The organism is Streptosporangium heterodermiicola (genome assembly GCF_051390675.1).
Classification (GTDB): Bacteria; Actinomycetota; Actinomycetes; order Streptosporangiales; family Streptosporangiaceae; genus Streptosporangium.
Window position 1 is genome coordinate 1 of the sequence record NZ_JBPJSR010000014.1, and the last position, 23,543, is coordinate 23,543.

A 23,543-nucleotide genomic window follows, 5' to 3' on the forward strand; every position below is an offset into this window, starting at 1 on the left:
CAATCGATTCGCGGCGTGCTTCTGCTCATGCCCGGCTCCTGGCCCACCGTGCCCCTCTGGCTCGCCCTGTGCGCGGTGATCGGCACGGGCGGACTCCTGGTCGCCGCGTGGACCGCGAAGAAGGCGGGCGAGCTCGCCGGGATCACCGCCTGCGCCGTCGTGGGGCTGCTCGTCTCACCCGTTTCCTGGCCGCACCACTGGGTCTGGTGCGTACCGCTCCTGGTGCTCTGGGCGTATCGCGCCCAGCGCTTGGACGCCACGCTTGAGAAGGCGGGCGTGGGGTTCCTGTGGTTCGTCTTCCTCCTGCCCGGATACGTCACCCTGGCGACACTTCTCAGGTATCCGTCCCACGCCGGAATGTGGCTGACGTTGCTGATGGGCAGTTACGTGTTCAGCGGACTGGCGACCCTGCTGGTGCTCGCGGTTCATCTTGGCCGGAGCGACCGGCGGCGAAGGAAGCGCGGTTCGGGCGACGTCCATGCGGCCGTCGACGGTCAGGGTCATACGGCCTGACCTCGGCGTGAGCCGGCGGCCGGTCGTCGCGAAACGGTGGCCGTCTGGCCCCGGCCTCCAAGGGTGCGGGCGGGGCGACGAGGCCGGTCAGATCCCGAGATCCCCCGGGACAGGCAGGGGCAAAAGCAGCAGATCACTCGTAATGTCGGTGGCGACCGATAGCGTTTCGATCATGAGTGAGATCGTCGTCGCCGTACGACCCGGCACGATCGCGGACCTGGACGGGATCGTCGCCTGCAGCTCCGCGCTGTTCGCCGAGGACGCCGGGACCCGCGACCCGGCCCTGAACGTGAAGTGGCCCCAGGAGCACGGGCGGGCCCGCTTCGTGGACGCGCTGGACGACCCCGGCCGCCTGGTGATGGTCGCCGAGGACGGCGGCCGGATCGTCGGCCACCTGACCGGTGCCCTGTCCGGGCCCACCGCGATGCGGCCGGTCACCGTGGCGACCCTGGGCAGCATGTACGTCGAGCCGTCCTACCGTAGCCAGGGGATCGGGGGCAGGCTGGTGGAGGAGTTCCGGCAGTGGGCCCGCCACCACGGCGCCCGCTACGCCGGGGTGACCGCCTACGCGAGCAACGAGGCCGCCGTCCGCTTCTACCGGACCAACGGCTTCGCCGTACAGTCGACGGTCCTGGAGACGGTGCTGTAGGCGGGAAGGAACGTGCCAGACCCTGGAGACCGGCACCGCGGGCGGTGGTGTGGACGGGAAGCGGCGGGCAATAGGTGTTGAATTGCCGGGTGACAACTATCGCGCCCACCGGGACCCAGCACACCATCGCGGCCGGCGGTTTCCAGGCCGTCATCACCGAGCTAGGGGCGGGCCTCAGAAGCCTCACCCTGGACGGCAGGCCGCTCGTCGTCGACTTCCCCGAGGACCAGCCCCCGCTCGGCGGGGCGGGGCTGCCGCTGCTTCCCTGGCCGAACAGGGTCGAGGACGGCCGCTACACCTTCGACGGCGAGGACCGGCAGCTCGCGCTGAGCGAGCCCAAGACCGGCAACGCGATCCACGGCTTCTCCCGGTCGTTCCCCTGGCGGGTCCTGGCCCACGACGACGCCGCGATCCGGCTGGGGCTGCGGCTGTTCCCCCAGCTCGGCTACCCGCACGTCCTCGATCTCTCCATCCGGTACGCCCTGGGCGTCGCCGGCCTGGAGGTCGAGGTGAGCGCGGAGAACGTCGGCGCCGGCGACGCGCCGTACGGCTTCGGGGCCCATCCCTACCTGTCCCTCGGCGTCCTCTGCGCCCTCGACGACGCCCTCCTGACGCTTCCCGCCACCCGGTGGATCGCGGTGAACGAGCGGAAGGTCCCCACCGGCCGCCACGACGTCGAGGGCACCGAGTACGACTTCAGGACCGCCCGCCCGATCGGCGGGACGGAGCTCGACACCGCGTTCACCGGCCTGGAGCGCGGCGCCGACGGGCGGGTGCGGGTCACGCTGGCCGGCCCGGACGGGACCGGGGTCGAGCTGTGGGCGGGCGAGGGCATCGAGTGGATCCAGCTCTACACCGGCGACACCCTGCCGGAGGGCCACCGCCGCCAGGGGCTCGCGGTGGAGCCGATGACCTGCCCGCCGAACGCCTTCCGCACCGGCGAGGACGTCATCCGGCTCGCCCCCGGCGACCGCGCCGTGCACCACTGGGGAATCGGCCCGGTCTGACACCCGGCGCCCGGCAGTCGTACCGGGCCCCGCCGGAAAGGCCCGCCGGAAAGGCCCGTCAGACCGGTCCCGCCGGAAAGGCCCGTCGGAGCGAGCCTCTCCGGAGGCGCGGGAGACTCTTCAGGAAGCGAGCAGTGGCCCCTTGTCAGGGAGGGGCCCGTCAGCGTCGCGAAAGAGCCCGGCGGCGTCACGAAAGAGCCCGGCGGTGTCGCGGGAAGACCCTCAGGAGAGTTCCGCGGGACTGACGAGGATGCCGTCCTCGTCGCTGTAGAGCCAGGCGCCGGGGGAGAAGACGACCTCTCCGAAGGTGACCGGCGCGTCGAGCTCGCCGACGCCCTCCTTGGCGCTCTTGGCCGGGTTCGAGCCGAGGGCCTTGACCCCCAGGTCCAGTCCGGCGAGGGCGGCCGTGTCACGGACCGCGCCGTTGACGACCACGCCGGACCAGCCGTACGAGATGGCGGAGGCGGCGATGACGTCGCCCATCAGGGCGGTACGCAGGGAACCCGCGCCGTCCACGACCAGCACGCGGCCCTCGCCCGGGGTGGCCAGGACCCGCTTGACGAGAGCGTTGTCCTCCAGGCAGCGGACGGTCGCGATCGGCCCGGCGAACCGGGGACTCGGGCCGTAGGAACGGAACTGGGTCAGGCAGCTCGCGACCGCCGAGCCGTGCAGGTCGACCAGGTCGGCCGTGGAAAGTCTCATGAGTGCATCTTCACCATGACGCCTGCGCCGACACCACGGGGGTGCTGCCACACTTGCGGGAGCATGTCGCCTAGGAGGTTTTTGTGAGGTTTCGCCCGTACGCCTGGATGCCCCGCCCGCTCACGTGGCTGGCACGGGTGCTCACCGTGTTTCTGGTGCTCGGGCTGCTGGTCGCCGGAGCGGGCGTGTGGAGCGTGCGGGCCTCCTTCCCGCAGCTCGAAGGCGAGCTCAAGGTAAGCGGTCTAAAAGGAAAAGTCACCGTTTATCGCGATAAGACGGGTATCCCGCACATCTACGCGGACTCTCCCGATGACCTGTTCCTCGCGCAGGGCTACGTGCACGCCCAGGACCGCTTCTTCGAGATGGACTTCCGCCGCCACGTGACCGCCGGGCGGCTGTCGGAGATGTTCGGCTCGGCGACGCTGACCGAGGACAGGGTCATCCGGACCATGGGCTGGCGGAAGGTGGCCGAGCAGGAGCTGCCCCTGCTCGACGAGCGGACCCGGCGCTACCTGGACGCCTACGCCGCCGGGGTGAACGCCTGGATGACGCGGAACGACGGCCTCGCCGACAGGAGCCTGGAGTACGTGCTGCTGCGGGCGACCAGCCCGGGCTACCGGCCGGAGCCGTGGACCCCGGTCGACTCGCTGGCCTGGCTCAAGGCGATGGCCTGGGACCTGCGCTCCAACATGGCCGACGAGATCGGCCGGGCACTCGCGGCGAGCAAGCTGCCGCGCGGCCGGGTGGAGCAGCTCTGGCCCGGCTACCCGTACGAGACCCACCAGCCGATCGTCACCAGGGGCTCGGTCGGCGAGCGCGGGTTCGACCAGGAGCAGGAACCGAAGAAGGCCGACAGCGAGCCGTCCGGGGTGGCCCCGGCCACCGGGGCGCTGACCCGGGCGGCCGAGGCGATGCGCGCGGTGCCGAGCCTGATGGGCGACCCGGCGGGCGGCCACGGCATCGGCTCGAACTCGTGGGTGGTCGGCGGAAAGCACACCGAGTCGGGCAAACCGCTGCTCTCCAACGACCCCCACCTGGGCCCTGGCATGCCCTCGGTCTGGTACCAGGCCGGGCTGCACTGCCGCGTCAAGAGCGCCGAGTGCCCGTTCGACGTCACCGGGTTCACCTTCTCCGGCGTGCCGGGGGTGGTCATCGGCCGCAACGACAAGATCGCCTGGGGCTTCACCAACCTGGGCCCGGACGTCGCGGACCTCTATCTGGAACGGGTCAAGGACGACTCGTACCTGTTCATGGGCGACTGGAAGCCGCTCACCACCAGGACCGAGACGATCAAGGTGGCCGGGGGCGCCGACGTACGGCTCAAGGTGCGCGACACCATGCACGGGCCGATCATCTCCGACGTCATGGAGAACGTGGAGAAGACGCTCCCCGGCATGGAGTCGGTCTTCGGGGAACAGGCCGACGCGGTCGCGCTCAAGTGGACGGCCTTGGAGCCGGGCAGGACCGCCGACGCGATCTTCGCGCTGAACACCGCGCAGGACTGGCAGCAGTTCAGGAGCGCGGCCTCCAGGTTCGAGGTGCCCGCGCAGAACCTGATCTACGCCGACACCGCGGGCAACATCGGCTACCAGGCCCCCGGGCGGATCCCGGTGCGGACCCGCGGCGACGGCACCTGGCCGGTGCCCGGCTGGACCGGCGAGTACGCCTGGCAGTCGACGATCCCCTTCAACGAGCTGCCCAGCCTCTACAACCCGCCCGAGGGCTACATCGTGACCGCGAACAACGCGGTCATCGACCCCGGCCGCTATCCGTACACCCTCACCAGGGACTGGGCGTACGGGTACCGCTCCCAGCGCATCCTGGACCGCCTCCGCGAGGCGTTGAAGGACGGCGGCAAGGTGGACGTGGCCGCGATGAGCGAGCTGCAGCAGGACAGCGACAACGGCCTCGCCCGGTTCCTGGTGCCCAGGCTGCTGGACGTCGAGATGGCCGGGCCCGCCAAGGACGCCCGCGAGCTGCTGCGCAAGTGGGACCGTGCGCAGGGCATGGAGTCGGGCCCCGCGATGTACTTCAACGCCGTCTGGCGGCACCTGCTCGTCGAGACCTTCAACGACGATCTCCCCGAGGGTGCCAGGTCCCAGGGCGGCGACCGCTGGTTCGAGGTCGTCCGGGTCATGCTCGACCGGCCGGACGACGCGTTCTGGAACGACACGGCCACCCCGGGCGCCGAGACCCGCGACGACATGCTGCGGCGGGCGATGGCGCGGGCCTACGACGAGCTGAACGGCCTGCTCGGCCCGGACGTCAAGGACTGGCGCTGGGGCGACCTGCACTCCCTGGAGCTCGTCCACCAGACCTTCGGCACCTCGGGAATCGGCCCGATCGAGTGGCTGTTCAACCGGGGCCCGTTCCCGGTGTCCGGCAGCGACGACGCGGTCAACGCCGCCGGGTGGGACGCGCAGGACGGCTACGCGGTGAGCTGGCTGCCGTCCATGCGGATGGTGGTGGACCTGGCGGACCTGGACAAATCCCGGTGGATCAACCTGACCGGCGCCTCCGGCCACGCGTTCCACGACAACTACTGGGACCAGGCGCCGCTGTGGGCGGGCGGCGAGACCACTCCCATGCTCGCCCGTCAGGACTCCATCGAGAAGGCCGCCACCCACACCCTGACGCTCAGCCCCTGACGGCGCCGAGGTTCCCGGGCCGCGCGACGAACACGTCCGCGGCCCGGGGCTCCTCTCGGACCGTTCTCAAGACACGAGACGTCGGGGCGGGAACGTCAGGGCGGGAACGTCAGGACGCGGGACGTCAGACTGTCAGGACGTGAGGACCCGGGACTCCCCGACCGCGAGGTCCCACAGGTCGGCGCGGTCCCGTCCGGCCTCCGCCCAGGCCACCCTGGCCTCCTCCACCGGCGCGAGGAGCGTCTCGCCGGACAGCACGAACGTGCCCCAGTGCATGGTCGCCATCCGGCGGGCCCCCACGTCCCGGCACGCCCGTACGGCCTGCGCGGGATCGACGTGCGCGGCCTTCATGAACCAGCGGGGCTCGAAGGCCCCCACCGGCATCAGGGCGAGGTCGACGCCGCCCGGGTAGCGGGCCCCGATCTGGGCGAAGCGGTCGCCGTACCCGGTGTCCCCCGCGAAGTAGATCGTCTGGTCGTCGGAGGCGATCACCCAGCCGCCCCAGAGGGTCTTGCAGGTGTCCCAGACCGACCGGCGGCTCCAGTGGTGGGCCGGGACGAAGTCGAAACGGACACCGCCTACCCAGGTGCTCTCCCACCAGTCGAGCTCGGTCACGTCGCGAAACCCGCGACGGGTGAACCAGGACCTGAGCCCCGCCGGTACGAGGACGGGCGTGTCGCGCGGCAGCCGCCGCACGGTCTGGGCGTCCAGGTGGTCGTAGTGGTTGTGGCTGATCACCACGGCGTCGATCCTGGGCAGGTCGGCCCACGCGACACCGGGCGGGGTGAGCCGGGGCCGGTGGATACCGGCGATCTTCCTCGCCCAGACCGGATCCGTGAGGATGGTCAGCCCGCCGATCTGCACCACGTACGTCGCGTGCCCCACCCAGGTGACGACCGCGTCGGTGCCCGTCGCGAGGGGAAGCCCGTCCCGGTGGACCGGGATGCGGTCCTCGTCCCCGACGCCGGGCCGGAGCGTGCCGTGCCAGGCGACCGCCAGCAGCTCCTGGAACGTCGGGACCGGCGAGGTCAGCCGGTCCTTGAAGCCACCCGGCCAGGACCGCCTCGGCAGCGGCTCGGGCCGTCTCGGCCGTCTCGGCGGTGCCGGCCGCACGGAAGGCGCCGACCGCGCGGAGGGCACCAGGCGCTCGGATCGCCCGGGGAGTTCCGGAGGGCGGAGTGCCGCCTCGGGCCCGGAGGCCCCTCGCTCGGCGGACCGGTCCCTGACCACCCGTCCGGCGGTCCGGCCCAGCCGCCTGAGCGCGCGCACCGGCCGCGTGGTGAAGCGAGCCGACCATCCGGGACGCCTCAGGGGCTCTTCGAGAAGGCCGCCGGGTTCCGCGGGCACGTGGGAGGCGATTTCTGGGTGGGACGTCTGTGACATGGGCGGCCCCCTTCGGTCATCAACAGCTCACCCCTTGTAGATCCCCCCACAGAGAGATTCATTCCTTTTGCGGCGGTCTAGTGTGAAACCACCAGGGAGATCTACGGGCGTAGTTGCCGTCCTCCAGGTTCGCCAGCCGCTCGAAGAGGTTCCACGAGGCCTGGTTGCCGCAGATCATCATGGAGACGACCACCGCGACGACGTAGAGCGGGAGCATCGGCAGGCCCACGCAGCACATGTACTGGGAGGCGTGCCGGTCCTCGTGCCTGAGCAGGGCCCCGGTGAGGAAGCCCTCCGGGTGCTTGGTCAGCACCACGTTGCCCACGGTGAACGCCGAGGCGATCGGGAACCGGAAGCGGTAGCCGTACGCCAGGAGCAGCCCGTCGGGCCCGGCGGTCACCCTGGCCCGGCCGACGCGTGCCAGGAGCAGGCCCAGTGGGGTGGACAGATTGGCGTAGTTGAGCGTCCGCCGTACCCGATGCAACCGCCGCATACCGGGATTGTGCGTCATCCGGGCGACCGGCGACAGAGGCTTTTTCCTGCTTTTCCCTCCCGTGAGGAGGTCGTCAGGGAGCGGCCGGGCCAGGCGGGACCTGCGGGCCTTGCTGTACGGGCGGGGACTGCGGTGCCTGCGGTACGGGCGGTGCCTGCGGGCCCGAGCCGTAGCCGTGCGGGGTGAGCAGCCACGACCCGGCCGCGGTGGCCGACGGCGAGAGCAGGATCCCCATCGCGACCGCCACCAGGCCCCCGTAGAGGTAGAGATAGCCGGACGGGTCGTTGGCGATGACCAGATCGCCCTCCGGCCGTCCGGAGGTCCAGATCACGGTGACCAGCGCCCAGCCCGCCGCGAACGCCAGAGGCGCCGCCTTGCCGCGCGTCGTCCGCCCGGCCCAGTAGGTCACCGCGAACAGCAGGGCGACGCAGCCGATGGCGGAGACCGGGACGGGCCTGACGTACCAGGAGTGCTGGAACCCGCCGAGGACGCCCACCAGGAGCCCGAGCATGACGAGCACGGCGTTGGCCGCCACGGCGACGATCGTCTCCGAGGGCTCACGCACGGCCGGCACCTGCTCCATCACAAGCACCGAGGCTAGTGGATCCCGGCGAACAGGTCGTCCTCGCGGTCGTACGGCTCGCCGATCCCTCCCACCTCGACCGGCGCTCCGGGACCGGCGGGACCCGGCACGCCGGAACGGAGGACGAAGTGCTCGACCCCGAGCACCTCCTGGCCGACGTTGTTGGACAGGGCGTACCAGGGCGGGTTCACGCTGATCTGGGTGGCGTGCGCCCGCATCGCGTCGATCTTCCTGCCGATGTGGGCGCGGGCGTCGATCTCGGTGGTGACGTCCTTGTCCCGGCAGCCGAACGGCAGGTCGTCGACCGGCTCGGCGAGGAAGGGGGCGCCCCTCTCGCGCATCGCCTCCTCGGTCCGGTACATCACGGACCTGGGCATCGCGGTGTGGTAGACCTTCGCGACCCGCCACGGCTCGGACGGCTCGAACGCGGGGTCGGCGGCCAGCTCGACCGCCCGCCAGGCGACGCGGTGGGCCTGGATGTGGTCGGGGTGGCCGTAGAAACCGTTCTCGTCGTAGGTGACGAGCACCTGGGGCCGCACCTCGCGGACGATCCTCGCGAGCTCGCCCGCCGCCTCGTCCAGGTCGGCCTGCCAGAAGGCGTTCGCCCGGTGGTTGGCGGCGACGCCCATCATGCCGGAGTCCCTCCAGCGGCCGGGACCGCCCAGGAACCGGTGGTCGGTGACGCCGAGCGCCGCGCAGGCCGCGGCGAGCTCCCCGGCGCGATACTCCCCCAGGGTGTCGTCACGGTCGGCGGCCAGGTGGGCGAGCTCCGGGGGGATCACCTCGCCCTCCTCCCCCAGGGTGCAGGTCACCAGTGTGACGTGCGCGCCCTCGGCGGCGTACCTGGCCATGGTGGCCCCGTTGCCGATCGTCTCGTCGTCCGGGTGGGCGTGCACGAGCATCAGGCGCCGATCAGTCATGCGTCCGAGGGTATCGATGCCCCACATCGGGCAGAACGCCGCGTTCCCGGTCCGTCCGCACCTCGAAAACAAGACACTCGATGCGGAACTGGCAAGATGGCTCGTATGAGTGAGAGCTTCCCTCGCCTGCACGCCAGAACCCGTCGATTCACCCTCGGAGTGCCGCGCGGCTTCACGATCGCCCCGGGCGGTGACCGCGTCGTGTTCCTCCGGAGCAGGAGCGGCTTCGACCCGGTGACCTGCCTGTGGGAGTACGACGTCCTCAGCGGCGCGGAACGGCTGATCGTCGACCCGCGCGCCCTGGCGGCCGACGAGGAGGACCTGCCGCCCGAGGAGCGGGCGCGCCGCGAGCGGAGCCGCGAACAGGCCGGGGGCGTCGTCGCGTACAGCACCGACGCCGCGGTGACCGTCGCGGCGTTCGCGCTCTCCGGCGGCCTCTACGTCGTCGACCTGAAGACCGCCCTCGTACGGCGGCTGAAGACCTCCGGGCCGGTGATCGACCCCCGGATGTCCCCCACCGGCGTCCACGTCGGCTACGTGACCGGCGGCGCGTTCCACATCCAGGACCTGGAGGACGAGGTCGACCACGCGCTGGCCCGCCCCGAGTCCCCGGAGGTGACGTACGGCCTGGCCGAGTTCATCGCCGCCGAGGAGATGGACCGCATGCGGGGCTACTGGTGGTCCCCGTCCGGTGACGCGATCCTGGTCGAGCGGGCCGACGAGTCGCCGGTGCAGCGCTGGCACATCGCCGACCCGGCCAACCCGGCCCGGCCCGGCACCGAGCAGCGCTACCCCTCGGCGGGCACGGCCAACGCCGGGGTCGAGCTCTTCGTGCTCACCCTCGGAGGGGCCCGCGTCGCGGTGCCCTTCGACGACGAATACCTGGTCAACGCCTCCTGGGACGTCCACGGCCTGTCGATCGTCACCATGACCCGCGACCAGCGGACCATGCGGCTGCTCGACGTCGACCCGGCCACCGGCGCCTCCACCGTCGTACGCGAGGACACCGACTCCGCCTGGGTCGACATCGTCACCGGCGTCCCCGGCCACCTGTCCGACGGCAGCCTCGTCTGGGCCGCCACCTCGGAGGGCGGCCACCGCCTGATCGTCGGCGACTCCCCGGTCACACCGCCCACCCTCCAGGTCCGCGAGATCCTCGACATCGACGGCGAGACCGTGCTCTTCCGGGCGAGCGGGGAGCCCACCGAGATCGCCGTCTGGGCCTACCGGCGAGGTCAGATCACCCTTGTCAGCCCGGCCGAGGGCGGCGTCTACAGCGGCCACACCGCGGGCGGCACCCTCGTGATCACCGGTCAGACCCTCGCCAGCGAGGGCTCGGCCACCCGCGTCCTGCACAACGGCACGCCCCGCGGCCACATCGCCTCGCACGCCGAACGCCCCAGCCTGGACCTGCGGGTCTCCCTGATCAGGGCGGGCGAGCGCGACCTGGCCACCGCCGTGCTCCTGCCCACCGGACACGTGCCGGGCTCCGCGAAACTGCCGGTCCTCATGGACCCGTACGGCGGGCCGCACGCCCAGCGCGTGCTGGCCGCGGCCGGGGCGTACCTGACCAGCCAGTGGTTCGCCGACCAGGGCTTCGCGGTGGTCGTGGCCGACGGCCGGGGCACCCCGGGGCGCGGCCCCGAGTTCGAGCGGGCCGTCCTGCACGACCTGGCCACCCCGGTCCTGGACGACCAGGTCGACGCCCTGCACGGCGCCGCCGCGCGGTTCCCCGACGACCTGGACCTGTCGCGGGTAGCCATCCGGGGCTGGTCGTTCGGCGGCTACCTCGCCGCCCTGGCCGTGCTCCGCCGCCCCGACGTGTTCCACGCGGCCGTCGCCGGGGCTCCGGTGACCGACTGGCGCCTGTACGACACCTGCTACACCGAGCGCTACCTCGGCCACCCGGACGAGGGCCACTACGACTCCTCGTCCCTGTTCGCCGACGCGGAGAAGCTGGACCGTCCCCTCCTGCTGATCCACGGCCTGGCCGACGACAACGTGGTCGCCGCGCACACGCTGCGCCTGTCCTCGGCCCTGCTGGCCGCGGGCCGCCCGCACAACGTGCTGCCGCTGTCGGGGGTCACCCACATGACCCCGCAGGAGGCCGTGGCGGAGAACCTGCTGCTGCTCCAGGTCGACTTCCTGAAGAAGGCCCTGTCCTGAGCCTTCCCGAAAAGGCCTGAGCCTTCCCGCAGAAGGTCTCGTCCGCCTTCCCGAAGAAGGTCCCGTCCTTCTCGAAGCAGGTCCCGTCCTTCTCGAAGCAGGTCCCGTCCCGAGCCGGCGGTAAGCCGCCGGCTCGTCGTCGCCGCCGCACCGCCTCCGCCGGCCATGCCTCCACCGAAAGCCTCGGGGGCGTGGCCCGCCGGTGCCGCGTCAGTGATTCTGGGCGGGAGGGTAGGGGGCGGTGTAGCCCTGCTGGGGGTTGTACGCCTGCGGGGCGGTGTAGCCCTGCTGGAGGTTGTAGCCCTGCTGCGGGGCGGCGTACCCCTGCTGGGCGGCGTACCCCTGCTGCGGGTTGTGGCCCTGCGGGGGGTACTGCTGCGGAGCCGGGGGCTGCGGAGGAGCTTGCGGAAGGCGAGCGGTCCGGCGCTCGGCGGCCCCGCAGGCGGCACCGGCGACCATCAACGCGATGCCCCCCAGCGCGAAGACCTGTGCCCGTGGCATGTTCATGGGATCCTCCTCCTCCATGGCCAGGAAAAAGGCTATGACCAGCACTATGCAGCCAAAGGTGAGAAAGAGGATGCGACCTATACCCATGGGGCGAGAGTCTAACTTCTCAGCCTGAAGCACTTTTGGCCCCAAATGGGGGCGAAATACCGGCCGCACCGCCACGACCTGCTGTTCAACGCCTCCTTTCCCAGGTCGTCGCCCGGTCGCGAGCAATCCCCGATCCGCGCACCACCACCCGCCCGGCGTCGGCCGCGACAGCGCCGGGAGCCGACCGCGGCGGCACGGGAGACAGGCTCTCCGTACGCCGCGAGCACGGGGCAGGCCGCGCCCGGTGCATCTCCCCCGGCGGTTACGGACAGCCCGCTATAACCGGATCTGTCTTTTTTCGAGATTTCGACAACGCGACGAACGTAATATCAGTGCCGAAACCGGTCGCGAATGGTCCGTAGAACGGCAGCATTCTCGGTCTTCCAGGCCATGGACGCACCGGCACGAATTCACCTTGGCAAAGGCACGGTTCGCAGGGGCACGGGTTCACAGGGGAAGCGCCACGGGGGTGGGGTGATCCTCATCGCCGTGGCCTTTGCCGTCTTACGGGAGGAAGCACCACTGATGATGGTCACTCGCACAAAAATCGTCGCTGGCCTCGCGGGCCTCGTCATGGCCGCCGGGATGACGGCGGGCACGGCGGGCACCGCCGCAGCGGAGGCGGTCGGTGTCACACCGTCCTTCGACGTGGTGGCGTTGGGCGACTCCTACGGCTCCGGCACGGGGGCCGGGGACTACGAGCCCGGCACCGAGGGCACCTGCTACCGCAGCCGCAACTCCGCCTCCACGATCCTTGTCGAGCAGCTCCGGCAGCGCGGCACGACCGTGAGGTTCACCAACGTCATGTGCAGCGGCGCGGCCATCCAGGACCTGCGGCAGCCCTTCAAGGGGGAGCCCGCGCAACTCGGCGCGCTCCGCCGGGACACCGACCTGGTGACGCTGAACATCGGCGGCAACGACATCGACTTCGCCGGATACGGCGGCGTGTGCGTCCAGGCGGACTGCACGGGCGCGCCCACCACGGCGATCCTCGACCGCATGCCCGCCCTGAAGCAGTCCCTGAGCGGCCTCCTCACCGAGATCAAGCGCCGCAGCCCTCGTGCCCAGATTGTCATGACCGGGTACGGCAGGGCGGTCACCCGTGGTCAGAACGCCACCGGCATCCCCCTCGACCCGATCTGCGACGCCGGTGTCTTCAGCGCCGAGGAGCGCCTGGCCGGGGCGAAGGTCTCCGGCGCGCTGGACGCGACGCTGTCCAGGGCCGCGCAGGCCGCCAGGGCACGCGGGGTCAACGTCCGGTTCGTCGGCCCGCACCTGAACTCGACGACCCTGCGCCCCGAGTTCGCCGGGCACTCGCTGTGCGAGTCCACCGACCCGTTCTACCGGGGATTCGACGCCCTCGCCCCCGGCCAGGAGGGCGGCGTCGCGGTGCTGCACCTCAACCGCCAGGGCCACGCCGCCCTCGCCGCCCTCATCCAGCGCAAGGTCCCGATCTTCGCCGCCCCCTGACCCGCGAAAAGCCTGCTCCTGACCGGGGACGTTCACCCGGTCGGCGCTCGTCTCCGAAAGAAACCCCGCAGCGGGACCGTACGGCGCGACGGTCCCGTGACGAGTTCCAGGGCAGCGCCGAGACGGTGGGACAACGGGAATCGGCGGGATCGTCAGAGGCGGACCCGCGACCCGGTCACGGAGCCGAGGTCGTCGGCGAACCAGCGTGTGGTGAGGTCGATGGTCTCTCGCAGGTGGTCGGTGAAGAGTTCGAAGTGCGTCCGCGGGATCTCGACCACCTCAAGCCGTTCGACCGAGCCGAGGGCGCGGCGTGCGGCCGGTGCCGGGGTGATGGCGTCGTCGGTCGCGAGAATCGCGTGTACGGGGGCGGTAACGGCCGCGAGGTCGCCGGTGGGGTGGTAGTTGGCGAGGTTCCACAGGGAGGCGAGGGTGACCTCGTTGCGGTAGCCGGGAGCGTCGGCGGTCATGCGCTCCATCCATTCCCAGGCGCCGTCGGTGGTCATCGCGGCGAGCTCGCCGGGCCTGCCCGTACTGGCGATCATCTGGGGCGGCTCGCCGGCTTCCTGACGCCGGGCGGCGTCCTCCAACATGTCGAGCAGTCCGGGGCCCAGGCCGGAGACGTCCAGGCCGGTGAAGGGGATGAGGACGACGGTAGAGCGCACCCGGGTGTCGGAGGCGGCCAGGGCCAGAGCATGGCCGCCGGACATGCTGGTGCCGAAGACACCCAGACGGCCGCCGTCGATGCCGGGATGGGCGGCGAGGTAGTCGAGGGCGTGGCGGTACGCGCGCTGCTGTGCGTCGAGATCCATGTGCTGGCGGGGTTCGCCCTCGCTGTGGCCGAAGCCCGCGTAGTCGAAGGCCAGGACCGCGATCCCGGCTTCGTTCAGGGAGGCGGCGTAGGAGGGCATGAGCATTTCCTTGACACCGCCGAACCCGGGAGCCATCACCACGCCCGGCAGCGGGCCGGAGGGGTGGCCGGGCAGATAGAGATCACCCGCCAGACGGATGCCGTCGGAGGGGAAGGTCACGGCTGTCAGGGTCATCACGTACTCCTGCGCACAAGGGCGGACGGTGTGGGTGCCGCCCACTGTATCCGAACCTGAATTCAGGTTCGGATACAGTGGGCGATACGACCGGCGAGGACGAGGACGGCACATGGCACAGGCAGGTCAACGCACACCGCAGCAGGAACGCAGCCGGGTCACGCGGCGCAAGATCCTGGACGCCGCCCGGCAGGCGCTGAAGGACGCCGGGTGGGAGGGGATGGTGATCTCCCGGGTGGCGGCGGCCGCCGGCGTGTCGGTCGGGTCGGTGTACGAGCGGTTCAGCGACAAGGACGGGCTGATCCGCGCGGTCCAGCACGACGTGCTGGACCGCGTCGACGCCGACCTGCGCGCCGCCTTCGCCCGGTTGGAGGGGGAGGCGGACACGCCGGTGGCCGGGCTGATCGCCGCCGCGGTGCGCGCCCTGGCGGAGCAGGTGGACCGGCACGGAGCGGTGATGGGGCCGCTGATCCTGCGTGCCGCCGTCGACGCGTCGTTGCGCGAGCGCGGCAACGCCACCAGCGCCCTGGCCGAGGAGCTGTTCACCTCGCTGCTGCTGGCCCGCTCCGGCGAGCTTTCCTGTTCCGAGCCGGGGACGGCGGTGCCGGTGGCCTTCCGGGCCGTGTTCAGCACCGCCGTGTGGCAGGTGACGTTCGGCCCCGACGCCGGCCTGCGGCATCAGATCGCCGAGGACCGGCTCCTGCACGAGCTGACCATGCTCTGCCAGTCCTACCTGCTCCGCACCGGTGACGGAACAGTGGAAGAGGAACGGTGAGCTCATGACGTCCCGAGCCCAGGCGCCGAAGCGGGCGCCCCTCAACCGGCTCCGACGGCGCAGCGGGGGCAGCCCCGTGACCCCCGCCTCCGTTGCGTCCTCTCTCAGCGAGGAGTCATCCGTGATCCAGTACACGCCCACAGCGGCCGACCGGGCCCGCTTCCCGGACAGCTACGCGGTGGAAACCCGTTACCTCGGCTACCGCCGGAGCGAGGAGGCCGCACCCTACGCCAAGTACTTCCGCGCCGACACCCTCCCGGTGCAGGAACACGTCCGCGAGGCGCTGCTCGGCGGCATGGCGCCGACGGAGTACGCCTACGGCATTCAGGATGCCGCCCGGATCATGTCCCGCCCGGGCCACCACAAGATGGAGACCGGCTGGACGCGCGTTCCCGGCGGTTACCTGATCGCCGTACTGACCGACATGCCGGGTGTCACCGCTGAGATGTGGGACTGGTGGTTCGGCTGGCACTCGGCCGAATCGGCCCGGTACAAGCTCTGGTACCCCGACGCCCACCAGTTCTCCGCCCTGGGCGAGGATCGCAGCGCCGACCGTACCCTGACCGACCGTCAGCGCTACATCGACAACGTCTCCTACGTCGACGAGTACGTCGGCGGCACCCTCCAGCGGCTCGCCATCCGCTTCACCGACCCCACCCGGCTGGGATTCAACGAGCCGGGGCCGGGGCATGCCGTCATCTGCGCGAGGGTGGGGCTCAGCCGGTACCCCGTCGCCCAGGGCTGGCTCGTCCACCAGGTCCGCCCCACCTCGCACGGCTCGGAGATGCGCAGCCGCTTCTTCCTCGACGACGCCGGCATGCTGGACCTGCCGGCCCACTCCGTTCCCGGCCGTGGCGGCTCACTGCTCACCGCCAGAATGACCCGCAGGCTCGGCGACTCCGCCCTCCCCCGCGTCGCCGCGAGAGCTCTCGGCCCCACCTTCGGGTACGACCTGGCGTTCCACTGCGCCTCTGAGATGAACCATCTCGCCTCGTTCCTCCCCGCCCTGCACGAGGAGTTCAAGGACACCCCCTGAACACTCCGAACCACCTGCCGAAACGTCTCCTGCCCGTATCCAGGTGTTTCGGTCGAAACACCTGGATACACGTTCGAGGCGCCGTGCCGCGAAAGTCGGTCTACGTGCCTTATGTGCCGCCCCGTACGGGAACCCAGCCACCGCCGTGGGGGCGGGGTGATCGGCGATCCGCGGCCGCATAGCTGGTGAGCGGGTTACAAAGCCAGCGCAGCGCCACTTCGGCCTCATCCACAGCTGTGGCGAGAGCTTGCATGTGAGCAGGTGAAAGCTTCCCGGCACCGAGCCCTGACATGGCAAGTACGTCGTCGAGTTTCTGTCGTTGCTCACCCGTCAGGCGAGAGCACGCCAGGTGGTGGTTCAGGACGTCACGGACGGCGTAAGCGTCGAGCAGGGCGACGTCAACGACCGCGTCCTGCAGGAGAGCGGCCCAAGGGCTGGTTCGATCGTGGGCCAGATCGAGTGCGGTCAGCCCGACTCGGGCCTGGAACGCCGCGGTCGCGGAGTCGGGTGGGGCGATCAGTACGAGTGCCTCCTGCAGAGCAAGATCTAGCTCCGGCTGCGACGTTGCTGACGTCGCGGGCCGGCAGTAGATGTGCAGAAGGGCCGCGATGGTGTTCTCCCACGGTTCTGCGGGGACGGCGGACTCGATCATGGCGCGAGCCTGCTGGTCGAGGCCGCGTTCCATCAGCGAAATGATCATGATTTGGCGGCCGTCAAGGAGGCGGTTGCCGATGCCGCGGTGCGCGGCCATGGTTTCGGCGGCCTCGGTCCAGCGGCCGATCCGCGCCAGGGCCCTGGCACCGTCGACAAGCACGGTGACCCAAAGCTCCTCGCACACCTTCCGGTGGTCCGCCTCCGTGCCGATCAACGCCGACAGGTCGACGTTGTGGCTGTGGATCTCGGCTGTACCGCGCTGCTGGGCGGCGCGGTACAGCCGCTGGAGAACGTCGTAAGCGCCTTCGCCGTCACCTTCGCGGATCAGCAGCCGGGCGATGTTCACCAGCGGCATGAGCGCCATCACGGAGATGTCCCCGGTGAGGTTTCCCGCTCCTGCGAAGACCTGGTGCTGCCTCCAGCACAGGTGCGCAGCCAGGTCGGGCATCCCGACGTCGGAGGCGATCAGGGCGGCGTAGTTGAGGACCCCGCTGGCGCGGGCCACCAGATCGTGGTGGCTCGCACCGGCGGGGTCGACGGTCAGCTCGGTGAGGTGGATGATGCGGTCGGCCAGGGGTAACCCGGCTGCCTTGGGTCGGCGGACCAGCGGGATACGGCTGGCTATCGGGGGGATCATCGGCTCAGCTCCTGCGCGGCCAGTCGATGACGAGACGGCTGTTGGGCTTGTCGATGATGAACTGCGGGTCGTCGTAGGCCGTCAGGTGGTCGCGGGCGTCGCCGACAGCCATGCGGAAGCTCGGCTCGGGCCCGTTGTGACCCCATCCCCGATGCCAGTCGATGATCCCGGAGGCGACCTGGTCGGCGAGGGAGGCGCCGCGTGGGCCGTGGCCGATGACGCCGAGTTCCCAGAACCTGCTCTGCTCGTCGTCGCCTTCGCGGATGGTCAAGTACGCCAGGCTGTCACCGTCGAGCGCGGCCATCGATCCCCATGCGAAGTGGGGGGTGAAGCCGGGGCGGGAGCCGGGCATGCGGGACAGGCCGTTGGGCAGGACCGCGGCGAGGTACAGGTACACCCACTCGAAGGGGTTGCCCTGGCGGAAGTTCACCCCAGTGAAGATCTTGGTGGGGGGCTGGTCGAGGACGGCGCGGATCGCGTCGCGGTCGACGTCCTGTTCGCTGAAGGTCTCCAGGTGGACGTTCCCTTCGCCGGCCATGGGGACGCGGGTGTAGATGTCGTCGCAGACGCCCTTGCGGAGGGGGACGAACGTCGCCATCTCACACGAGACGGTTCTCCAAGTGTCGCCGTCGCGTTCGAAGGCGAAGCTGCGGGAGATGCTGCCGCGGATCCTCATCGGGAGAACCAACCGTCCGCCGGGGGCGAGCTGGTCGAGGATCGGCGGGGGAACATCGCCGGCGCCGACGGTGAACTGGATGCGGTCGAACGGGGCTTGCTCCGGAAGGCCGACCGCGCCGTCGCCGAGGATGCAGGTGACGTTCGAGGCGCCTGAATCCGCGAGGTTCTTCTGGGCACGGTCCACGAGGTCTTGATCGACGTCGACAGTCCATACGTGGCCCTGGGGGGCGACGAGCCGGGAGAGGAGCGCGGCGTTGTAGCCGGTGGCGGCTCCGGCTTCCAGGACCTTGTGGCCGGGCCTGGCGTCCAGTTGCTCTAGCTGGAGGGCGACGATGGAGGGCGCGGAAATGCAGGAGATCATTTCGCCGGTTTCGTCGTGCTTGATGGGCACGGCGTCTTCGGCGTATGCCCCCTGCGGGGCGACGCCTGGGAGGAAACGGTGCCGTTCGACGGCCCGGAACGCGGCGATGACGTCGGAGGCGTGCAGGTGGCCGCCTTCGATGAGGCGGGTCACGTACGCCTCTCGCAGATCGGTGGGGTCAGTGGGGTCGGTGACGGTCATAGTGGTCTCCATCCGGGTGAGGTTAGGGTTCGGCGGGGTGGAGCGGCGGGTGGACACGTCGGCTGACGTCCATTCGGTGAAGGCGGCTTGACTGCCGAGCCATGCGGTCGCGGCCTGCTGTTCGGCGGAAATTCCGGCCCGATTGAACGCGAAGATCGCGTGGTGAGTGAGTACGGCGCGCAGGCCCCGCGTCAGCCGTCCTTCGGTGGCCAGCCGCCTGAGCCGTAGCCCTGCCTCCTCGAACGCGGTCACGCGTTCCGTCCAGCCAGGCTCGGCGTCCGGCCTTTGGACGGCGTCGGCGTTCATCAGACGCCGCATCGCACTGATCGCCCGGTCGAGGGACGGGCCGATGGGCGGGGTGACGGGTGGCCGCAGGTCGCCGAGTTTCGCCCAGACGTCGCCGATCTCGAACGGGTCAATGCCTGCCGCGCGGTTCATCGCCGACAGCAGTAGGACGCAGCGTTCCCGGGCGTTCGGGCTGCCGGTTTCGGCCAGAGCGGCGGGGCTGTCGGCGCAGAACACGTCATGGGCGACCGCCATCCCCTCGGGACCGCCGAAGGCGTGAACCTCGGGCTCGTAGATTCCGCCGACCCAGCCGACCACGGTGTGGTCGGCGGCGAGCTGGTCGAGCAGGTCCGCCGCGGGCTGCTCGGTGCGGAGGCGGAGGCCGCTGTCCTTGCGGAGGAGGTGGAAGCGGTGGCCGGACAACGCGGCTGACAGCGCCCGGGCTGCGTTCGGCGTTATGTCGGCGTCGGGGAATGAGACGGTGGCGTGCCACCAGCTCGTGTCGGTGGCGATCGAGAGGTGCTCGTCGTCCATGTAAGGCTCCTTATCGCGGCTAGGTGATCAGGAGGGCTCTGGTCCAGCCGGTCGTGTTCGTGCCGTTCAACGCCAGACGCGCGCCAGCGCGGCCTTCCATGAACCCGGGCTTCGGCAGCCGGTCCAGGTCGGCGGCCAGGCGTCCGGCGAGGTCTTCAATAAGCGGCGCGAACCGGTCCGGTGCGGGGCTGTCGCCGGCTACGGCGCGGGCGACGGCCAGCAGACCGGCCAAGCCGTGACACAGCGTGGCGTCTGTGATCCGGCCGAGACATGCCGGGTCGGTCAGCGCGCCCATGACGGTGTTCTCCGCGCCGTGCTGGCGCGCAGGGTCGTGGAGAACGAGCGCGGCCAGCTGCTGGGCGCGGGCGATGCCGAGTTGGCCATAGCACCAGGAGGGTCGTGAGGGCAGCGGCTCAGGAGGGTCGGCCGTGGTCAGCTCGCCGAGAGTGATCCAGTAGCGACAGCCGTACCTGTCCAGCCAGCGTGCGAACACCTCGATCGCGTCGCGCTGCCCCGGCACCTGGACACCGTGGCGGGCGGCGAGGGACAGGATCGCCAGAGGGCCGGCGATGCCGTGCGCGACACCGTTGTTCCCGTGGCCCCCGGGCATCTCCTCATGCCCGGGACCGTCCATCGACCACCACCCGGGCAGAGCCCTGCCACCAACGTCGACCGGCTGTGCCAGCGACACGAGGTGAGCCACCACCTGTTCGAGCAGCGGCGTCGGCTCTGCGCGGGTCAGGAGCAGCGCGGCCAGCCCGGTGAGCCCGCGGATAAGGTCGAACTCCGCGAGGCGCGGCAGCGCCCCGGACGCCTGCCGTCGGCGTGCTGCCCCGAGTCGGGTGGTCACGAGGCGGTCGACGATGTCCCGTACCGCGTTGTCAGCGTGTCCGGCGCGGCCGAGCACGAACTCGAGCGCCGGGACGCCGTGGAACAGCGATGCGTTGCCGCCTGCACTGACGCCACTTGCGACCGCCTGCCTCAGGGTGTCGCGGGCAGAAGTGAGGTCTCCGCGTTCGATGTGCAGCAACGCCACTCCGAGCAGGCCTTCGGACAGGTCCTGCGTCTTGGGCCGAGCTGGCGCGTTCATGAGCGTGCCTTGAGCGGGATGACGAGGCTGTGAGCCCGTCCGCCGATCCAGCCGTCGGCGTCCGGCGGTGGCGCGTCGTGGAGGACCGCGACACCGGTACGGCTGGCGTCGAGGTGGGTACGCAGGAGATCCAGGTGCATGTCCTCGCATAGATCGAGCGGCAGGTGCTGGTCGTCCTCGGCCAGAAGCACACGGTTCGGCGTCCTGAACCGGCTCATCCAGGCGTGCAGCTGCTGGGCCCACTCGTCCAATGTGGCGGCGCGGCCGGGCAGGTCCCGGGCTTTGACCTTCCAGCGTGCGGCGGTCAGGATCGACCGCCGGTAGGTCAGCGTGGGGAGGAACGGGAGGATCCAGGCGGCGCCCCAGTCGAACCATGTCACCTGGGCGGTGTGGGCGCGGCTGATCTCGGCCAGGAACCGGGCCAGGGGCGGCGTGTAGTTGTTCCACACGAAGTTGAGCGCGGTCGGCGCGAGCAACTCCAGGTGCGCGCCGGTGGCGGTCTCGGCCAGATAGAAACGGCCGTCGCGGATTCCGACAGCCAGATCAGACGGGACCAGCACGCCCTTGTCTGGGTGCCGGAACTCGCTGACGCTGACCAGCCGGGGCAGCACTTGCGGGGCGCGGGTGAGCAGGTCGGCATGGACGCGGCCGGCGTGGAAGGACAACTGCGCCAGCTCGGCGCCAGGCTCGACCGTGGGCAGGCTGGCGCACGCGGTGCCGGTGTGGGGGAACAGGTGCCAGAACCGGCCCGTCATCGAACCGGCAGCGCGGGAGACAGTGACCACCCGTAGACGGAAGTCTCCGCGGTCCAGAGCCCGAGTTGAGGCCGCTTGGAGTTGCGCGCACAGTTCGATATGGGGCGGGGTGACCGCAGGCTGCCCCGTAGCTTCCAGGCGTTCGATCATCTCCTCGGACAGAGCCACGAACCGGCTGCGCTCGACAGCTGCGGTGCCGGCTATCTCCAGCAGGAGCCGGTCCCGCAGGGCCATCGGGCGGGGAGGCTCGGCCAGCTGGCCAAATCCTTCAGGGAGGCCCAACCCCTTGTCGGGGTCGATGACGAGTTTCAGCGGCACCTCGGCGCCGTCGCCGTAGTGGTCGGTGAACCGGTCGGCGTAGCGGCGCCATGCCGGCGTTCCCGCCGGATGCATGGCGAGCCGGGTCAAGACCGTGGCGGCTGTCTCCGCCTCCGTAAGCACAGCTTCTGACAGCCGCACTGTGGCGTCCAGCCGCAGATCCGCCGCCGAGCTGGTGCGGGTGACCGTCCGCAGGGCGGTCGGCAGGGGGTCGGCTGGATTGACGACGGTAGCGGGAGCGCGCAGCGACGACCGCAGCAGCCGCACCCGCAGCAGCTCGGCTAGCAGCTCGGCCCGGTGGCGTTCGTCGGTGCCTGGGAACTCGGCGGCGAGCTTGTCCACCAGGGCTGAGTACCGGATCGGCGCCTGGGCCGCATCCAGCACCAGCGCGACCGCGGGCGTCAGCGCGAGTGAGAACTCCGAAGCGCCCTCGGCCGGAACGTAGAGGTGCCCGCCCCGCCGGCGTGCCAGGTTGTTGACGCAGACTTCGACGTCGGCCATCAGTTGGCCGTCCGCTTCCCAATCCGTGATCGCCGTGTCCAGCGCCACCGGGTCGGGCCGGGTGACGGCCTGGTGTTGGTCCCCGAACCGCACCTCGGCCCTGCCACCCAGCTCGACCAGCGTTACACCAGCGAACAGACCGAACGGGGTGGACCGGCGGGCGTACCTGATCGCGTACCGGGCGGTGGCCAGTGCCGCCCGGCGTACTCGACGCGCCTTCGCCGAGCTCCCGTCAAGGACCGCCTGGATTTGGCGGGCAAGTTCTGGGCTGGCGATGGACACCGCCTCCTGGAAGGCATCGTCGGCCCACACCGACTCCAGCCATGCACGCCAGCGTTCGACCGGCGCTTCAGGCCCCGGCCAGGGCGGCATGCCCGGCCCAGCGAGGTTCACTGCGGCGCGCAGCATCGTGCCGCCGGCATCTTGGTACAGGCTGCGCCGCAAGCGCGTCATCGCCACACCTCCGTTCTCGGCAGAAAAGGGGTGCGGGCCGGAGGAGAGCCAGCTCTCCGGCCCGCGGGTCAGGCTGCCTCTATGAGGTGGGGCAGGCACTCGGGCACGAGGTTCCGCAGTTGTCGCCGGTGCTGCACATCAGCACCGTGTCGGCCGACGGCGTGTTCTCGATGAAGGTGATGTTGAGCTCGAACGGGTCGTCGGCGTTGTCGGTGTGCTGGAGCGGTTCGGCGCTCGGCGTGATGGTCTGCGTGCTCATCTGAGCTCCTAATCCTTGTTGGGGGAATTCAGTAACCGCCCGATGGGCCGGGCTCCGAGGCACCGGACCGCCGGGTGGAGCCGTGGCGGCACACTGAGGCGCGCTCCGCATGCCGCCACGGGTCTATGGGACCGGCCCTGCGGTGGCCGCCGTCAGGGTGGCGTGGAGTTGCGTGATGCGTTCCGCGGCGGCGGGCAGGTTGTTCTCGCCGATCACACAGTGATCGGCAGATTTCTCCAGGAAGTTCGCCCCCCGGCACAGGGTGGTGTCTCGGCGCTGGACCACACGGTCAGCACGCCGAGGTCCAGGCGGGTCCGGCCCTCCCCGTAGAACATGCTGCCCACGAGCTGATGCTGGTGGAGTTCGGTCCGCAGGCGATGCAGGATTGGCGGGCGCCCGGCGGCGACGACCGTCCGGAACGCGTCACTGTAGGCGAACACGGTGGGCTCCTTCCTGTCTCGGGGCCCCGGGAGGTATATCCCAGGGGCTCCGGCGGAACTGGTAGATGCGTACAGCCATTACTGCGGAGCGGTGATATCTGCCAACGGGGACGGACCAGGTACCAGATTCATCCGAAGCAGCGGAAGAACGGTTAAGCAGTGCACGGGCCCATTCAGCAAAGCGAATGATGTGAGGATTATGCTTCCGCTCACAGCGGTCAAGGCCATTCCCTCAAAGGCCTTGCTCTGGTCAGGAGAAGGCCGGGACCGAAAAAGCCATCACGAACGCTTATGGCAGTTTTTGCGTTAGCGAAATTAACAAATTCAGGTGGCGGCGGGCAGATCCCTGCGATGCTGTAGATCCCGAAAAATCGTAGGCTGTCGTTCCCCCAGGA

The 23,543-nt window shown here is 70.4% G+C and carries 20 protein-coding genes and 1 pseudogene; 8 read left to right on the forward strand and 13 right to left on the reverse strand.

Going from position 1 to position 23,543, the window contains the following annotated elements:
- The 3 genes and pseudogenes from ACSC1Q_RS27530 to ACSC1Q_RS27540 form a co-directional block, all read left to right on the forward strand.
- Positions 1 to 513: pseudogene (locus ACSC1Q_RS27530) on the forward strand (hypothetical protein); the annotation flags it as partial.
- 172 nt (positions 514 to 685) lie between these two features.
- Complete coding sequence (locus tag ACSC1Q_RS27535; RefSeq protein WP_436761582.1) at positions 686 to 1,162, forward strand: GNAT family N-acetyltransferase; 477 nt, start codon at positions 686 to 688, stop codon at positions 1,160 to 1,162.
- A gap of 89 nt (positions 1,163 to 1,251) precedes the next feature.
- On the forward strand, positions 1,252 to 2,169 hold the full coding sequence (locus ACSC1Q_RS27540; protein ID WP_436761583.1) for an aldose 1-epimerase family protein: 918 nt from the start codon (positions 1,252 to 1,254) through the stop codon (positions 2,167 to 2,169).
- Positions 2,170 to 2,391: 222 nt separating this feature from the next.
- On the opposite strand, the gene rraA is transcribed toward ACSC1Q_RS27540, so the two are convergent.
- Entirely contained in the window at positions 2,392 to 2,871 is a 480-nt protein-coding gene (gene rraA / locus ACSC1Q_RS27545) for a ribonuclease E activity regulator RraA (protein ID WP_436761584.1), read from the reverse strand.
- Positions 2,872 to 2,978: 107 nt separating this feature from the next.
- Between rraA and ACSC1Q_RS27550 the strand changes: the two genes are divergently transcribed.
- Positions 2,979 to 5,519 (forward strand): penicillin acylase family protein, encoded by a 2,541-nt coding sequence (locus ACSC1Q_RS27550; protein ID WP_436761788.1) that lies wholly within the window; start codon positions 2,979 to 2,981, stop codon positions 5,517 to 5,519.
- A gap of 132 nt (positions 5,520 to 5,651) precedes the next feature.
- Here the strand turns inward: ACSC1Q_RS27550 and ACSC1Q_RS27555 are convergent, their stop codons facing one another.
- The 4 genes from ACSC1Q_RS27555 to mshB all read right to left on the reverse strand — a co-directional run bounded on the left by ACSC1Q_RS27555 (position 5,652) and on the right by mshB (position 8,898).
- Positions 5,652 to 6,902, reverse strand: coding sequence for an MBL fold metallo-hydrolase (locus ACSC1Q_RS27555; RefSeq protein WP_436761585.1), 1,251 nt, complete (start codon positions 6,900 to 6,902; stop codon positions 5,652 to 5,654).
- A gap of 58 nt (positions 6,903 to 6,960) precedes the next feature.
- Positions 6,961 to 7,395, reverse strand: a complete 435-nt coding sequence (locus ACSC1Q_RS27560; protein ID WP_436761586.1) for a hypothetical protein — start codon at positions 7,393 to 7,395, stop codon at positions 6,961 to 6,963.
- Between the two features lie 73 nt (positions 7,396 to 7,468).
- Positions 7,469 to 7,960, reverse strand: coding sequence for a DUF6113 family protein (locus tag ACSC1Q_RS27565; protein ID WP_436761587.1), 492 nt, complete (start codon positions 7,958 to 7,960; stop codon positions 7,469 to 7,471).
- A 32-nt stretch (positions 7,961 to 7,992) separates the two neighbouring features.
- On the reverse strand, positions 7,993 to 8,898 hold the full coding sequence (gene mshB, locus ACSC1Q_RS27570) for an N-acetyl-1-D-myo-inositol-2-amino-2-deoxy-alpha-D-glucopyranoside deacetylase (protein WP_436761588.1): 906 nt from the start codon (positions 8,896 to 8,898) through the stop codon (positions 7,993 to 7,995).
- 105 nt (positions 8,899 to 9,003) lie between these two features.
- Here mshB and ACSC1Q_RS27575 point away from each other — a divergent pair, with 105 nt between their 5' ends.
- On the forward strand, positions 9,004 to 11,064 hold the full coding sequence (locus ACSC1Q_RS27575; protein ID WP_436761589.1) for a S9 family peptidase: 2,061 nt from the start codon (positions 9,004 to 9,006) through the stop codon (positions 11,062 to 11,064).
- A 210-nt stretch (positions 11,065 to 11,274) separates the two neighbouring features.
- On the opposite strand, the gene ACSC1Q_RS27580 is transcribed toward ACSC1Q_RS27575, so the two are convergent.
- Positions 11,275 to 11,571, reverse strand: coding sequence for a hypothetical protein (locus ACSC1Q_RS27580; RefSeq protein ID WP_436761590.1), 297 nt, complete (start codon positions 11,569 to 11,571; stop codon positions 11,275 to 11,277).
- Positions 11,572 to 12,183: 612 nt separating this feature from the next.
- Between ACSC1Q_RS27580 and ACSC1Q_RS27585 the strand changes: the two genes are divergently transcribed.
- On the forward strand, positions 12,184 to 13,128 hold the full coding sequence (locus ACSC1Q_RS27585) for an SGNH/GDSL hydrolase family protein (RefSeq protein WP_436761591.1): 945 nt from the start codon (positions 12,184 to 12,186) through the stop codon (positions 13,126 to 13,128).
- Positions 13,129 to 13,280: 152 nt separating this feature from the next.
- Here ACSC1Q_RS27585 and ACSC1Q_RS27590 read toward each other — a convergent pair whose 3' ends face one another.
- Positions 13,281 to 14,285: an alpha/beta hydrolase gene (locus tag ACSC1Q_RS27590; RefSeq protein WP_436761592.1), complete on the reverse strand. Its 1,005-nt coding sequence runs from the start codon at positions 14,283 to 14,285 to the stop codon at positions 13,281 to 13,283.
- Between ACSC1Q_RS27590 and ACSC1Q_RS27595 the strand changes: the two genes are divergently transcribed.
- On the forward strand, positions 14,284 to 14,946 hold the full coding sequence (locus ACSC1Q_RS27595) for a TetR/AcrR family transcriptional regulator (RefSeq protein WP_436761593.1): 663 nt from the start codon (positions 14,284 to 14,286) through the stop codon (positions 14,944 to 14,946). The genes ACSC1Q_RS27590 and ACSC1Q_RS27595 overlap by 2 nt on opposite strands.
- Positions 14,947 to 15,067: 121 nt before the next feature.
- A complete protein-coding gene (locus tag ACSC1Q_RS27600) occupies positions 15,068 to 15,982 on the forward strand; it encodes a DAPG hydrolase family protein (protein ID WP_436761594.1) in 915 nt (304 codons plus the stop codon).
- Positions 15,983 to 16,091: 109 nt separating this feature from the next.
- On the opposite strand, the gene ACSC1Q_RS27605 is transcribed toward ACSC1Q_RS27600, so the two are convergent.
- The 6 genes from ACSC1Q_RS27605 to ACSC1Q_RS27630 all read right to left on the reverse strand — a co-directional run bounded on the left by ACSC1Q_RS27605 (position 16,092) and on the right by ACSC1Q_RS27630 (position 23,148).
- On the reverse strand, positions 16,092 to 17,273 hold the full coding sequence (locus ACSC1Q_RS27605) for a hypothetical protein (protein ID WP_436761595.1): 1,182 nt from the start codon (positions 17,271 to 17,273) through the stop codon (positions 16,092 to 16,094).
- 4 nt (positions 17,274 to 17,277) lie between these two features.
- Positions 17,278 to 19,332 (reverse strand): methyltransferase, FxLD system, encoded by a 2,055-nt coding sequence (gene fxlM, locus ACSC1Q_RS27610; RefSeq protein WP_436761596.1) that lies wholly within the window; start codon positions 19,330 to 19,332, stop codon positions 17,278 to 17,280.
- A 19-nt stretch (positions 19,333 to 19,351) separates the two neighbouring features.
- Positions 19,352 to 20,422, reverse strand: coding sequence for a lanthionine synthetase C family protein (locus ACSC1Q_RS27615; RefSeq protein ID WP_436761597.1), 1,071 nt, complete (start codon positions 20,420 to 20,422; stop codon positions 19,352 to 19,354).
- A complete protein-coding gene (locus ACSC1Q_RS27620) occupies positions 20,419 to 22,449 on the reverse strand; it encodes a lantibiotic dehydratase family protein (protein ID WP_436761598.1) in 2,031 nt (676 codons plus the stop codon). The genes ACSC1Q_RS27615 and ACSC1Q_RS27620 overlap by 4 nt, the downstream gene beginning before the upstream one ends.
- A gap of 79 nt (positions 22,450 to 22,528) precedes the next feature.
- Complete coding sequence (locus ACSC1Q_RS27625) at positions 22,529 to 22,708, reverse strand: FxLD family lanthipeptide (RefSeq protein WP_436761599.1); 180 nt, start codon at positions 22,706 to 22,708, stop codon at positions 22,529 to 22,531.
- 212 nt (positions 22,709 to 22,920) lie between these two features.
- Positions 22,921 to 23,148, reverse strand: a complete 228-nt coding sequence (locus ACSC1Q_RS27630; protein ID WP_436761600.1) for a hypothetical protein — start codon at positions 23,146 to 23,148, stop codon at positions 22,921 to 22,923.
- Between the last annotated feature and the right edge of the window lie 395 nt (positions 23,149 to 23,543).